The sequence below is a fragment of the Parafrankia sp. EAN1pec genome, assembly GCF_000018005.1.
GTDB lineage: Bacteria > Actinomycetota > Actinomycetes > Frankiales > Frankiaceae > Parafrankia > Parafrankia soli.
The window spans coordinates 454,491-468,765 of sequence record NC_009921.1; the positions used below are offsets into that span (position 1 = coordinate 454,491).

General features: G+C 73.1%; 9 protein-coding genes. 4 read left to right on the forward strand and 5 right to left on the reverse strand.

What is annotated here, in order from left to right; genetic code table 11:
* The first annotated feature begins 84 nt into the window (after window positions 1-84).
* Entirely contained in the window at window positions 85-729 is a 645-nt protein-coding gene (locus tag FRANEAN1_RS01855; protein ID WP_041255285.1) for a hypothetical protein, read from the forward strand.
* A gap of 138 nt (window positions 730-867) precedes the next feature.
* On the opposite strand, the gene FRANEAN1_RS01860 is transcribed toward FRANEAN1_RS01855, so the two are convergent.
* From FRANEAN1_RS01860 to FRANEAN1_RS01880, 5 genes are all read right to left on the reverse strand, one after another.
* The gene (locus FRANEAN1_RS01860) at window positions 868-2,733 is read right to left on the reverse strand and encodes a polysaccharide deacetylase family protein (RefSeq protein ID WP_347176945.1); all 1,866 of its coding nucleotides are present in this window, start codon (window positions 2,731-2,733) and stop codon (window positions 868-870) included.
* Window positions 2,730-3,992, reverse strand: a complete 1,263-nt coding sequence (wecB, locus tag FRANEAN1_RS01865) for a UDP-N-acetylglucosamine 2-epimerase (non-hydrolyzing) (RefSeq protein WP_012157823.1) — start codon at window positions 3,990-3,992, stop codon at window positions 2,730-2,732. The genes FRANEAN1_RS01860 and wecB overlap by 4 nt, the downstream gene beginning before the upstream one ends.
* Before the next feature lie 137 nt (window positions 3,993-4,129).
* A complete protein-coding gene (locus FRANEAN1_RS01870; protein WP_012157824.1) occupies window positions 4,130-4,957 on the reverse strand; it encodes a family 16 glycoside hydrolase in 828 nt (275 codons plus the stop codon).
* Window positions 4,954-6,285, reverse strand: a complete 1,332-nt coding sequence (locus FRANEAN1_RS01875; protein WP_012157825.1) for a glycosyltransferase family 2 protein — start codon at window positions 6,283-6,285, stop codon at window positions 4,954-4,956. The genes FRANEAN1_RS01870 and FRANEAN1_RS01875 overlap by 4 nt, the downstream gene beginning before the upstream one ends.
* Window positions 6,282-6,560: a hypothetical protein gene (locus FRANEAN1_RS01880; protein WP_012157826.1), complete on the reverse strand. Its 279-nt coding sequence runs from the start codon at window positions 6,558-6,560 to the stop codon at window positions 6,282-6,284. Before FRANEAN1_RS01880 ends, FRANEAN1_RS01875 begins: the two co-directional genes overlap by 4 nt.
* Window positions 6,561-7,650: 1,090 nt before the next feature.
* On the opposite strand from FRANEAN1_RS01880, the gene FRANEAN1_RS01885 reads away from it, so the two are divergent.
* The 3 genes from FRANEAN1_RS01885 (at window position 7,651) to FRANEAN1_RS01895 (ending at window position 14,273) form a co-directional block, all read left to right on the forward strand.
* Window positions 7,651-8,907: a sensor domain-containing protein gene (locus FRANEAN1_RS01885; protein WP_012157828.1), complete on the forward strand. Its 1,257-nt coding sequence runs from the start codon at window positions 7,651-7,653 to the stop codon at window positions 8,905-8,907.
* A 614-nt stretch (window positions 8,908-9,521) separates the two neighbouring features.
* The gene (locus FRANEAN1_RS01890; RefSeq protein ID WP_012157830.1) at window positions 9,522-10,955 is read left to right on the forward strand and encodes a LuxR family transcriptional regulator; all 1,434 of its coding nucleotides are present in this window, start codon (window positions 9,522-9,524) and stop codon (window positions 10,953-10,955) included.
* 237 nt (window positions 10,956-11,192) lie between these two features.
* Window positions 11,193-14,273 carry a nitrate- and nitrite sensing domain-containing protein gene (locus FRANEAN1_RS01895; RefSeq protein WP_012157831.1) on the forward strand — a complete coding sequence of 1,027 codons (3,081 nt, stop codon included), beginning with the start codon at window positions 11,193-11,195 and terminating at the stop codon, window positions 14,271-14,273.
* Window positions 14,274-14,275: the final 2 nt, after the last annotated feature.

Genomic DNA, 14,275 nt, shown 5'->3' on the forward strand with positions numbered 1-14,275 from the left:
CCGTTGGGGAAACCGGGACAGTGTCGTGTCGTGGGCATCGTGAACAAGGTCCGGTGGCTGAATCGGCGTACGGCGGTTTCCGCCATGTCCGGAATCGCCGGAACCCTGCTGATCGGAATGGGTGGCTGTGCGCCGTCGGCTGGTGGCCACCCCCCGAGCGGGCCCGAAGGCGACTGGGAGATCACCGTCTACTACACGGCCGTGGAGCGTTTTCATGACGGCCCACCTCTGACGGTGCGAGGCTGCCCCCAGCTCGACTGCGTCTTTGGTAACGATTTCCTCGGGACGTTCCCGGCCGGATTCGTCCAGGTGGTGCGTGAGGAGGGCACTGGGCGGATCACCAGCGGCCCGCGGCGGGGCTCGGTGCTGAACTGGTCGTACGATTCCGGCTTCTGGATCGACGATGTCCCGGTCGACACCGCCGGGCGGGCGCTGGTCCCGTTCCGCAGCGCCGCGGCCGACTCCTCCACCCTGCCGGCCGGCACGACCTTCGTGGTCGAGGACTGCGGGCACGAGGAGGACGGCTCCGAGATCGACCCGAACGCGTGTGCGGCGCTGCGGCGCGGGACGTGGGAGGTCCGGGACGAGTTCACGCCGGGGCTCGGCGGGCAGCGCCACCTCGATCTCTACATCGGCGAGGAGGACGTCGCCGGATTCACCGACCGCAGCCCGCTCTACCTGACCGGCCTCGGCGCACGCGTCGCCATCACCGGCCGGGCCTCGCGGTAGCGCTCCCGGAGAACCGTGCGAACGAAATCCACGGGAACAGGCGCACCGCGGGGGGAAACGCGGTCCCGGGAAAGTCGGAAACAGATCCGTGAAAGCGACGGGCGCGGGAGCCCCGGTGGACTCCCGCGCCCGTCAGATCTACCCGCCCGCGACGACGGAGCCGGCCGCGACGAAGGTGTATCCGAGGGCGCGCACGCCCTCCACCGTCTGGCGCAGGTAGTCAACGCCCAGATACGGGTGGTAGAACATGCTGGCGAAACCGTCCCGGACGACCAGATTGCGCCGGGCCGCGTCGATCAGCTCCGCGGGCAGCCGCGCCAGGTGGTTGTTGAACGGCTCGGGCTCGATGTTCCCGATGTTCTCTGGAATGACGAAGGACCCGTGGACGTCCGTCACCGGGTACGGGAAGAACTGGCCGCCGTACTTCGTGTGGTCCACCGCGCCGCCGGCGAGCTGGTTGCGGAAGTAGAGCCCGCGGTCGTAGCGGCGCGGGAACTTCGCCCGGGCCGCGGCGTAGTCGGGGGCGGACGCGGCGTAGTGCGGGAACTCGAAGGTCGTCGGCACCGGCAGCCCGGCGGCGGTGAACGCGGCGGCCGAGCCGTTCATCCGGTCGGTCGCCCACGCCTGGCTGTCGCCGGGCACGGGTCCGTCGTAGACCACGTAGTCCTGGGCGTCGACATGCGCCCGGAAGAACTCGAAGTCGTCCGCGCTCGCGCCCGAGTACGGGTTGGCGACGTTCGAGAACTGGTGCGTCCAGCCGTGCATGATCAGTGTGCCGCCGCGCTGGGTCATGTACTTCAGCGCGCTGACCACCGCCGGTTTGGACGCGAGAGTGTAGTCCTGCGGTACGCCGTTGTTGTACGTGCCGTTCGCGTCCACGTACCGCGGGTAGACGGCGACCGAGAACGGTACCTGCGCAGAGGACAGGTAGTCGGCGATCGCGTGCAGCTCCGCGGGGTCGGCGTCCGGCCCGACGTCCTCGATGCGGACGAGCCCGCGGTGCCGGGCGGCGGTCTGCGGCGCGAGGACGTCGAAGAGCATGTCGGCCACCGCGAGGTAGCGGTCGGTCATGTCGGCGTAGGCGAACGGGATCTCGCCGATGTAGGTCAGGTTCCCGGACCGCAGCGCCCAGGGGAAGCGGGTGCCGTCACCGCGCACCGCCTCGGCGAGCACCGTGGCCCTGGTGGTGTCCACGGAGGCGTAGTTCATGATCCCGGCGGCGTTCGCCGTGTACCGGGTCAGATCGGTCCCTTTGTAGCTGACGGTCCCGATCGCCGACGTGTCGAAGCCGGACCAGTTCCACCCGTACGTCGTCGGGAAGGTCGGCGCCTGCGACGTGAGCTGCCAGATGTTGTTGTACATCCACACCACGGGCCGGTTCCCCGCCAGCACGTCGGTGAGGAACGCCGTCGGGACCTGCTCGTCGTAGGTCGACCCGACGTACACCACCGCGGCGTACGCGGACATCTGGCCCGCGGTGTACGAACTGACCGGACGGGCCTGCCAGGTGCCGAACCGGGAGGCCAGGTTGGCCGCCTGCATGGCGTACTGCTCGCCCAGCCACCCCCACGCGCCGGTGGTGTCGTACAGGATCAGGGTGCCCGTCCCGGTCGCCTGGCCGGACGGCGCCGACGCGGCCCCGGGCCCGGTGGCGCCGTCCGGTGCCGCGGGCGGGCGCTGGTTCGTGCCCGGGACGGGCCGCGCGGCCCGCCGTGGCGGCGGGGTGCGCGGCGGCGCCGGTGGAGCCGGCGGTGAGGCGAAGCGCCCCTCGGCGGGCAGCACCTGCGGGGTGGCCGCGCGGGCGTGCCGCGGCGGGTGCTTGGGCGCGTCCGGTGCCGCGTCCACGGGTGCCGCGGCACCGGCGCCGGCACCGAGCACGACCGCGAGCAGCCCGGCGGTCGTCGCCGCGCGGCCACCGCGTCTGATGCCCCGGCGGACACCCCGACCGGTGCCGTCGGGACAGCTCGTGCGCCGGCGCGGGAGCCACCTGAGCGGCGGGGTCATGTTCCGGACTCCTCTCGTCGACCGGCGGCGGAGCCGGTCAGCTCCTGCCCCGGGGCGGCCGGCTGGAGGGGAATGGTGATCGTGCGCGGGCGCGGGACGAAGGAGTCCGGGGCGGGCGCGTCGCTGAAGCGGTGCGCGATCGCGGCGACGGTGCGGCGCGCCGCCTGCCCGTCGCCGTAGGGGTTGATCGCCTCCGCCATCGCCGCGTAGGCGACGGGATCGTCGAGGAGCCGGTCGACGGCCGCGACGATCCGGTTCGGCTCGGTGCCGACCAGGCAGGCGGTGCCGGCCTGCACCCCCTCGGGCCGCTCGGTGTTGTCCCGCAGCACCAGGACCGGCTTGCCCAGGCTGGGCGCCTCCTCCTGGATGCCGCCGCTGTCCGTCAGAACGACCGTCGCAGCCTTCATCAGGTGCGCGAAGGCGGCGTAGTCGACGGGATCGGCGACGAGGATGTTGGGGAACCCCTCCACCGGCGGCAGGACCGTCTCCCGCACCACCGGGTTGCGGTGCACGGGCAGCACGATCAGCAGCTCGGGCCGCTGCTCGGCCAGCCGGGCGAGCGCCGCGCCGACCCGCGCGAGTGGCTCCCCCCACGACTCGCGCCGGTGCGCGGTGACGAGCAGCACCTGCCGCCGGCCGTCGCCCGAGCGCTGGCGGACCTCGGCGAGCAGCCGGTCCGGCGGGGGCGGTGCCGCCGTGACGTGCAGCAGCGCGTCGATGACGGTGTTGCCGGTGACCAGCACCGACTCCGGCCGGATGCCCTCCGCCAGCAGGTTCGCCCGGGCCGACGGCGTGGGCGCCAGGTGCAGGTCGGCGAGCTGCGAGGTGAGCCGGCGGTTGATCTCCTCCGGGAACGGCGAGGCCGGGTCCTCGGTGCGCAGCCCGGCTTCCATGTGGACGACGGGCAGGCCCTGGTAGAACGCGGCGAGGGCACCGGTGAACGCCGTCGTCGTGTCGCCCTGGACGACCACGACGTCCGGGCGCACCTCGGCCATCACCGACTCCAGGCCGCCGAGCGAGCGGGTGGTCACCCCGGCCAGCGACTGCCGGTCCCGGAGGATCCCGAGGTCGTAGTCGGGAACTATGCCGAAGAGGTCGTTGACCTGGTCGAGCATGGACCGGTGCTGGCCGGTGACGGCCACGACCGGCCGCAGCGGGCCGGTCCGTCCAAGTTCATGGACCACCGGAGCCATCTTGATCGCTTCGGGTCTGGTGCCGTACACGAGCAGCACCGTGCGACCGTCAGAGCTGTCGGTCATGTCGAATCCTCCCATCCTTGATCGTTTGTGAACGGCTGAACTCCACCGCGCCGAGAGGCGGGTGCTCGGGGGCCGCCGGTCCGAACGGCGGCCGGTCGGCGCCAGCCGGAACGGCGGCCGGTCAGAACGGCGGCCGGTCAGAACGGCGGCTGGTCGGCCGGGCGCAGGTGGCGGGCGCCGGACCTGCGGAACTCCACGACGGAGTCCTCGCAGTACAGGCCGACGGCACCGGAGACGTAGGGGCGCTCGGTGTCCTGCATCCGCACCGTGGGGACGCCGTCCACGGACACCGCCATCGAGTCCCGGTCGTGGATCACCTCCACCGTGTGCCAGCTGCCTAGGCGGGCCCGCGGCGCAGGCCCGCTGGCCAGGAACCGCTGGCCGCCGGGGTAGGCGGGGTCCTGCTTGCTGAGCTCCCAGCCGTTGGGCTTCAGCGCGAAGGCGTAGAAGTGCGCCGGGTCGGTGTAGTTCCAGAGCACCCAGCCGACCTCCCACGGGGCTGGGGTGCCGTGGCGCAGCTGGCGGACGGTGCGCACCTGCGTGGTGAACCGCACGTCGCTGTAGTGCTCCGAGCTGACCACCAGGCCGGCGTGGGTGCGCTCCGGCGCGTCGGCGGTCCGGGGGGTGAGTGTGATCACCAGGCCGCCGGCCTCGAGCTGCCCGGCGGTGCGGCCGTAGCCGTCGAAGACCGCCAGCCACGGGCCGTGCCTGGTCCCGTCCCGCCAGCGGGTCGGCCCGTCCTCGGTGCTGAGCGAGATGACCGCCCACAGCCCGGCGAGAGCGGCCATCCCGCCCGCGCTGACCAGCGCGAGGACGACGAGCCGATACCGGCGGCGGACCCGCCGACGCGGCGGGCGCGGCGAGCCGACGGCGGACCTGGCTGGCGGGCCGGTGCCAGGCCGGCCACGCTCCTGGCCGAGGTGGCGGCTGTGGTGGAGGTCGGTGTGGTCGTGGTTGGCGCTCACCGGTCCGGTCCCTCGGGAGCGGCGGGAGCGGCGGACACTGGCTGGAGGGGCGTGGGTGGCGCGCTCTCCGGGGTTCGGGCGGTCTTGTGCCAGCTCGTCCGGCCGCTGACCACCCGTCCCATCGCCCACCAGCCGGCGACGAACCACACCAGCGCGTACAGCATGTAGAGGTGCGCATAGCCGGCTAGGCGGACCACGCCGAAGCCAACAAGCGGCTCGCGTGACCGGTAGATCAGCGCGCAGACCAGCGCCGGTCCCGCCGCCATCAGGTAGGCGCCGAGGAAGTAGCGCGGGTCCGGCGCCGGCCCGCCGGCGAGCCAGCTCGTCAGCACGCCCACCGTGCTGAGCACGAAGGCGGCCGTCAGCAGCGACGCGAGGAGGATCAGCAGCGGGCTGGAGAGGTGAAACAGCATGTCGGGCAGCGCCCGGGCCCGCGCCTGCCGCAGCACGCGGGGCATCAGCGCCCACGACTGCAGGTGGCCCTGGAACCAGCGCGACCGCTGCCGCAGCAGCCGTCCCAGCCGGACGACCCCCTGCTGGTGGACGTCCGCCTGCGGGCAGAACTGGTTGCGCCAGCCCGTCAGCAGCAGCCGGACACCGAGATCGAGATCCTCGGTCAGGCTGTGCGACCACGGGTCGCCGCCGAGGGACCGCAGCGCCGAGAGCCGGACGAACTGGCCGTTGCCACCGAGGCCGACATTGTCCAGTTGGCCGCGTCCGCGCTGGAAGACATCGGTGTAGATCACGAACTCCATGTCCTGGAGCCGGGCGAGCAGGCTGGTGTGCCGGTTGTTGATGCGCACGCCCGTCTGCACGCCGGCGGTGCGGGGATCGGCGAAGTAGGGGGCGACCGCCTCCACCGAGTGCGGGTCGAGACGGCCATCCGCGTCGACCACGGCGATGATCACGTCGTCGGGGTCGCGGGCGGCGATCTCCGGGCGGGTCGCCAGATGGGCCACGGCGGCGTTCAGCGCGGCACCCTTGCCCCGTCGGGCGTCCGGTGGCTCGCGGCGCAGCAGCCACACCCGGTCGTCGGCCACCCCGCGGACGATCAGCGAGGTCCGGTCGTCCGAGCCGTCGTCGACGACGAGGGCCCGGCGGTTCGTGGCGGGGGAGAGCAGGAGCCGGCGCAGGCTCGCCTCGATGACCGCCTCCTCGTTGAGGCAGGGCATCACGAAGACGAAGAAGAGGCCGTCGGGGGGCGTGCCCGTCCGGGGTCGGTGGACACGGGAGAGCACCAGCATCGCGAACAGGTAGACCATCCCGAAGGTGATCATGGCCGCGGCGAGCAGGCGCGCGTCGCGGCCGTCGGCGTCGAGCAGGTTCACGTCGCCGCTCCGGGACCGGGCCGGGACGCGCCGCGCCGGGCCCGCAGCGCCAGTGCCAGCAGGACACCGAGCAGGCCGACCGTCATGTACAGCACGAAGGCGAGTCCCACGAGGTTGGTCAGCAGATCCGAGAGCAGATCGAGCAGCACGGTCGCGTGGTCCGGGGAGGCGTCGCGGGCGACCGGGGCCGCGCCGCCCGCCCCGCCGGGAGCCGGATGGGCGGGCGGGAACCCCGCGCGGGGGAACGCCGCGCCGGACGTCAGGGGGACGTGCATGGTTCCTCCGTGCGAGATGGGGTCCGTGCGGCGGCGGGCCGAGCCCAGGCACGTCGAACTCGGGGCGCGCCGAACCCGGGTGTTCCTTGACCCGGGATGTGCCCAGCTCAGGGCACGACGAGCACGACGAGCACCGGGCATGACGGGCACAGGGCATGACGGGCACAGGGCGTTACCAGCCCCGCCACCGCGTTCCAGCGGGAGACCGCTGAGGCGCGGCGGTCGGTGGGTCAGCCCGGAGCCCGGGTCAGCCGATCGCTCCGGCCCGGATGAGACCACTGGACGGATCCAGCCGAGGCATCACGACCCGGCCGGCCAGCCGGCAGCCCAGGCGCCAGCCACCCTCACGGGTCGTTGGACGGTGTATTCGGCCGGCGCCGCAAGAAATGTCGACGGAACTATTCCAGTGCGGTGTCCAACTGATTCCCCGGAACGGATTTGAGGAATCAGGTTCGCGCGGTGTTCGTGCTGGCCGGAGAAAACTATCGACGGGTCGGCCGGCGGTCGTTTCGAAAGTGGACAACGCCCGGTACGGCGACTCGGGATGTGCCGGCGTGAAAGTGGTTCACCGTGGCCCGGCAGCGTGCTCGGCGCCGGGCCAGGGGACACCCCGCAAGCTGTCTGAGCAGCTCGGATGTATGCCCGATGTGGGCCGTGGGCGGGGCCGGAGCGATACCGTCACGGCACATCGCCGCCCGTAGGTTTCTGCTGATCCAGATCATTTCCCCCCATGGAGCCATGCCTCCCGGAACCGCCAGGCCGCCGAGACGCGACGGCTGCGATCTCGCTGAATCCTCAGTGGACCAGGGCGGGAGGGCGCCCCGTTACTTTCCTGTTCGGCGCTTATTCTTACACGCCGTGCGACTGTGGTGGCAGGGGGTTGGGAAATTTTCTTGCGCCGGCCCTCGCGTCACACGATGTGGTCTCGTTCGGTGCCGCCGTAAAGCGGATAGAAACCCTCGCTATTGTTTGTCCTGTTGAACGAGTACGGTGTCCTTGTGCGTCGTCCAGGCTGCGTCGTCCAGACGGAGTGGTGCAAGAGTTGAGCCTGCCCCGTGCAGCCGCCGCACACCCGGGAGGAGCACCAGCAGTGGCCGGCCCCGTTGACGCGACCCCGGACCAACGGACCGAGCGGCCCGTGGCCCCGCCGGCCGGGAAAGAGCCCGTTCCCGACCAGCCCGGGGCCGGGGCCGGGGTGGACGCCAGGCCCGAGCAGGTCTTCGCCCTCGACAACCGGACCTGGCGGCGGGTCCTCTTCCTGTTGCTGAACCTGCCGACGGGCCTCGTCGGGTTCGTCTTCGTGGTCGTCTGGTTCTCGGTCGGCGTGGGGATGGCGGTCACGGTCGTCGGCCTGCCGCTGCTGACCATCGGCCTGGTGGTGACCCGGGCGCTCGGCACCGTCGAACGGGCCCGGGCCCGGGCCATCCTCGGCCTGCACATTCCGACGGCGTCGCGGCCGCGGTCGGCGTCCACGGGTGCCTTCGGCCGGCTGTGGGCCGCGGTGGCGGACCCGGTCGGCTGGCGGCACGCCCTGTATTTCGTGATCCGGCTGCCATGGGTGATCGTCACCTTCACCGTGACGCTGGTGCTGCTGCTCGTCGGCTGGCCGGTGCTGCCGGTCGTGGCCCGGGCACTGGCGGCCGTCGACCGGGCGATGATCTCGGCGCTGCTCTCGCCGTCCGACCGGATGGAGCGGCGGATCAGGGAGCTGGAGGCCGACCGCGGCGTCGTCGTCGACACGGCCGCGGCCGACCTGCGGCGCATCGAGCGGGATCTGCATGACGGCGCGCAGGCGCGGCTGGTCGCGCTCGCGATGGGGCTGGGCCTGGCGCGGGAGAAGCTCGCCGACGACCCGGACACCGCGGCGAAGATGGTCGAGGAGGCGCACGGCGAGGTCAAGCTGGCGCTGCGGGAGCTGCGCGACCTGGCCCGCGGCATCCATCCCGCGATCCTCACCGACCGGGGCCTGCCGGGCGCGATCCCGTCGCTGGGGATGCGCTGCACGGTTCCCGTCCGGGTGACGGTCGAGCTGGACGAGCGGCCGGCGCCGGCGATCGAGGGCATCGTCTACTTCACCGCCGCCGAGCTGCTCACCAACATCAGCAAGCACAGCCGGGCGTCGGACGCGCTGGTCGACCTGCGCCGGGTCGGTGACAATCTGCTGCTGCGGATAACCGACGACGGCCGCGGGGGCGCGAGCCTCGGCCGGGGCAGCGGCCTGGCGGGCCTCACCGAGCGGCTGGGCGCCATCGACGGCACGTTGATCGTGGACAGCCCACCTGGCGGGCCGACCTACATCATCGCGAAGGTGCCGTGGCGGGACAGGGAACAGACACAGTCGGGCTGATCATTCCGGCGACAGCCATCATCGACGTCATCTTCAAATCGGCCTCCGGCGTCCCCGGGCGGACGCGCGGAATGGGTGCCCGCCAGCCCGTGCCGTCGATTCCCGGCCGATCGCGGGCCGTCCGGCCAGGTAACGGGCGGGTAACGGTTTTGTGCGTGGACGGGAGCCGGAGCGGGTCGCCTGGCGGCGGCCCTCAGCGGTGCGCCCCGGGCCCGTGGCGTGGGACGGGCCGGCTCCAGGCGCCGACGACGGCCGCTCTCGGCCCGGAGCGCAGGTGGGCTTCTGTTGGTGTGTATAGGTTTAATTATCGCTATGTTACGGATGGTGTCAGGTTCATCGTCCGTATGCACCATGCAAGAACATGACAGGTCAAACAATCGATCATCTTTGTGTATCTGTTGTTGTGTCGCGGTCGATCCTGCCGCAATTCGCGCAAAGCCGTTGAAGAGTCACCCAAAGTGGTATAGCTTGCCGTAACCAGATGTAATCGGCGCGTCAGCACGGTTCTCGGTCTGCCCCGCACCGCGATTTCCCGTGAATCCAGCGAAGTGTTTCCGGGACGTATCTGGAATGTTCGTCGCTCGTGGCTGGCGGCTGCGCGGGGAGGGGTGGGCGTGCGTCTGTCCGAACTCGGATTCGAGGGTCTGGACGAATTCTCCGACGAGGTGTGGCGGACGGTGGCCCGCCACCCCTACTGCGGGGTTGACCTGCTCGCGGAGTGGCTGCGCCGCCCCGAGCCCATTGTCCAGGCCGAGATGGACCGGCTGGTGGAGGCGGGTCTCGTCCGCCGGGTCGGCCACCAGTGGGAGCCGCAGGACCCGGTGCGCGTCCTGCAGGCACGCCACGCCATGCGCGAGGCGGCGCTGGTCGCCGAGCGGGCGCGGATGGCCGACGAACGGGCGCAGCTCTACCGGTCGGGCCTGTTCGGCGACTACGTCGCCGGCCGCCGCCGGGCGGGGACCAACGCGGGCGTGCAGCTTCTCGCCCGCGACGAGATCTTCCCCCGGATGGCGGAGCTGACCCGCAGGTCGACCCAGTCCGTCCGGTTCCTGCTGACCGGGCCGCCGCCGCCCGGCCTCGGTGGAGACGTCCCCGACCTGCTGGTACCGGCCGCCAGCCGGGGCGTGCGCGTCGTCAGCGTGTGGACGGCGGGCGCGGTCGCGGCGGCGCGCCGGCGGCACCAGGGGCGGCGGCTGCCGCCGATCGGGCAGATCCACGTGTTGCCGGCGCTGCCGATGCGGGCGATCGTCTGGGACGGCTCCGCCGCGCTCGTGCCGGTGCGTGACGACGACCTCGACGACGGCGCGTTCGCGGTCGTCGCCCCGACTCTGGTCCGGGCGATCGCGGACATGGTGACCCGCACCCAGTACGCGGCGGCGCGGCGCGGGTCGGGTGAGGTCGAGCTCGACGAGCCCGCGACGGTGCGCCGCCAGCGCGCCCTGCTCCAGCTGCTCGACAGCGGGCTCGACGACAGCCGTGCGGCCCGGGAGCTCGGTGTCTCCGACCGGACGGTGAAACGGGACGTGGCGGAGATGTGCCAACGCTTCGGCGTGCTGACCCGGTTCCAACTCGGTGCCGCCGCCGCGCGCGCCGGATACCTGCCCCGGGGCGCCGGCGCCGGCCGCTGGGACGGCGGACCGGACGGTGGCCTCGACGCCGCGTTCGACGGTGGCCTCGGCGGTGGTCTCGACGGCGCGCTCGGCGGGGTTCTCGGTGGTGTCCGCGGCGGGGCGCTCGCGGCCGGCCGGGGCGGCCGCGCGGCTGCCCTGCCAGCGGTTCCCGCTCCGGCGTCGCCCGAGTCGGACCCCGCCGCGGCGACCGCGTCCGCATCGTCTGCGTCGTCGTCGGCGGCGTCCGCGCAGGCGGCCGGATCCTCCTCGTCGGTGCCCGCGGCCGCCTCCTCGGGGCCGGGCGCGGCCCGTCCGGTGGCACGACTTGGCCAGACGGGTGCCGCCGGTGCCCGTCGAGGTGACCGCGCGGGCGACCGGACGGGCGATCGGGCGTCCGGCGGGCGCGGTAATGGCATGAACAGGACATGGCGTCCCTAAAGCGTCACATGATTACTCTTCCGGTAGAGCACCCCTCGCGGTTAGCGTCCTGATTGCCGACGGGATCGGAACAGCTGCTCAGCGTCGTTCTCGGTGGCTGCTGGCGCCGGGGCGAGGTCGCCACGCCACCCAGTGCGTCCGCAGCCGGGCGCGGTTACTCCCCTCCTGCCGCCCCCCGGTCCCGTCGGCCGACTGGATGTCTCGAGGACCCCCGCGTCCCCGACGAGAGGTGGCGGAGTGCGGAACTGGCCCATCCGGTACAAGATCACTCTGGTCCTGCTCCTGCCACTGCTGGCCCTGGTCGGCTTCGGCAGCTGGGTCGTGACCGGTCAGCTCGCGGCCCAGCGCGCGAGCGACCAGACCAGGACCGCCGCCCGGTTCCTCATCCACGTCAACGATCTTGTCTATGCCCTGCAGGCCGAGCGGTACGCCGTCTCCAGCCTGGTCGGCTCCGGCTACCGGGAACGGGAGTTCGCCGCCCGCTCGACGAGCGCGCGCAGCCCGGTCGACGAGGCCCTCGCGACCGTCGCCGAGACGGCCGACGAACTGCCGGCAGGCCCGCGAAACCAGGTCCGGGACGCGGTCGGCGCCGCGCAGAACCAGATGGCCGGGCTCGCCACGGTGCGCGCCGGCGTCGACGCGCAGACCCTCCAACCCGGCCCGGGAACCGTCACCTTCAACCAGATGATCTCCTCCTGGCTGGACGTCGGCGCCGCCATGGTCGGCATCGGCAGCGAGGACACCGAGGTCGTGCGCGGGGCCACCGCACTGTCCGCGGTCTCCCGGGCCAGCGAGGCGATCAGCCAGCAGTACGGGTACGTCTCAGCGGCGGCCGTGCTCGGCGGCGCGGTGCCCGACAGCGCCACCCGGGTCCAGTCGGCGATCGGCGCCGAGGCGGCGTGGATGACCCAGTTCCGGTCGTCCGCCACCCCCGAGCAGCTCGCCCTGTACGACTCCGTCGTCGGCCCGACGCTGAACCCCGTCACCGACCTGCGCGACCGGGTGCTGCGCGGCGAGCGGATCGACTTCACCGCGTGGGCGACGGCGAGCGGCGCGAAGAGCGAGCAGCTCCGCAAGGTGCAGCGGCAGGTCGTCGACGACCTGGAGCACCGCAGCGCCTCGCTCGCCGACGCCGCGCTGCGCAGCGCCCTGCTCTCCGGTCTGCTCGCCGCCGGCGTGGTCGCCCTGTCGATCGCGGTGTCCGTCGGCGTCGCGACCAGGCTGGTCGGCGCGCTGCGCGCGCTGCGGTCAGGTGCGCTCGAGGTGGCCCAGCGGCGGCTGCCCGCGGTCACCTCGAAGCTGCGGCAGGGACATCCCATCGACCCGGCCGCCGAGCCGCCGGCCTTCGCCACCGCGACCGGCGACGAGATCGGCGACGTCGCCCGTGCCTTCAACGTGACCTACTCATCCGCGGTGTCGGCGGCTTACGAAGTGGCGGAGAGCCGCAGCGTCGGCGCCATCCTGCAGACACTCGCCCGACGCACCCAGGGGTTGATCCAGCGCCAGCTCCGGCTGATCGACGAGCTCGAGCGCGACCAGCAGGACGGCGAGATCCTCACCCGCCTGTTCGGCGTCGACCACCAGGCCACCCGCATGCGGCGGCTGGCGGAGAGCCTGATCGTCCTCGCCGGCGGCCAGCCGGGACGCACCTTCCGCGGGCCGGTGCGTCTGGTCCAGGTGCTGCGCGCGGCGGCCAGCGAGGTCGAGGACTACACCCGGGTACACGTGCACCTGCCGACGTCGGACGTCGAGATCGTCGGCTCGGCCGTCGGCGACCTGACCCACATGCTCGCCGAGCTCATCGAGAACGCCACCGCCTTCTCCCCACCCGACACCCCGGTGACCGTGCAGGCCAGCCGCGTCGGCCAGGGCTGGACGGTGGAGATCGAGGACCGCGGCGTCGGCCTCGACCCGGCGTCCTACGCCGCGACCAACCACCGGATGGCCAACCCGCCGCCGTTCGAGGCCTCGACGCAGGGCAGCCAGATCGGCCTGTTCGTCGTCGCCCGGCTGGCCGCCCGGCACAAGATCGCCGTGCGGTTCAAGCCCAGCGTGTACGGGGGTGTCCACGTCGTCACGATCATCCCGGCCGGGCTCATCCACACCGAGATCCCGCATCAGGCCGCATCCCTGCCGGCCGCCGGGTCGAACGGCGGCCGCCAGCCGGCGGCGCTCGCGGCGGGCGGCTCGGCGGGCGGCGCCGTGTACGGCGGAGGTGCCGGCGGCGGCAGCGGAACTGGTCCCGGCGCGCCGGGCGATCGCGGTGGACGTCGGGCCGGGCCCACCCCCACCGAGGAGCTCGCGCTGGCCGGAGCGGTCGCGGCGGTTCCGCACCGGGCGTCCGCCCGCCTGCGGCCCGACGCCGCCGACGACGTCCGCCCCGGTGGCGGCGACGCCCGTCCCGGAGAGGCTCGTCCTGGAGAGGCTCGTTCCGGCGGTGGCGACGACAGGTTCGGTGGCCAGCACGGCGACCCCCGCCGCGCCGGCTACGGGGAGGACCCTCGCCCGGCGGGTTATGAGGAGGACCCGCGCGCGGCCGCCTACGGCAGTGACCCCCGTGACCCGCGCGACGGCCGCGACGGCCGCGACGGCCGCGACGGCCGCGACGGTGGCTACGGTGCCGAGGCGCGCCAGGCCGGCTACGGCGGTGACGCCCGCGACGGTGGCTACCGCGGCGACCCCAGCGACAGCGGTTATCAGGACGACCCCCGCACCGGAGGTTTTGGCAGCGACACCGGCGCCGGCCGGTACGGCGACGATCCCCGGGCCACCGGCTACGGGCCGGACTCCCGCGCCGGCCGGTACGGCGACACCCGCGCGGCCGGCGGCCACGGCGGCGACCTGGCCGACCGGCAGCTCGAGGACCCACGCGGCCTGCGCCTCGACAGGGGCTTCGATGGCGGCCTCGACGACGGGCTCGACGGTGGTCTCGGACGTGGTCTCGTCGACGGTGGTCTCGACGCCGCGCCGCGCCGCCGGTCCGAGGGACGTCCCGGCGGGATGGTCGCACGCAGCGCCGCGGACCTGGCGGACGGCGGACTGTTCGACCCGCTGTTCGGCCCGCTGCGCGGCCACGACGGCGCCGAGGCGCTGGCCGGCCCGCCCGGCCCCGGCGGACACCCGCGACTCGAGGACCTGCCGCGCCGGCAGCGCGGCGCGCACCTCGCCAAGACCCTGCGCGAGGACCCCGCCGCCGAGCGGCTGCCGCAGAAGGCCGCCAGCGCGCCCGACCCGGAAGCCGCCCGCGCGCTCGCCCAGCGTTTCACCACCGCTTTCGACCGCGGCATGCGCGACGCCGACGACCTCGACGGGAGATGAGC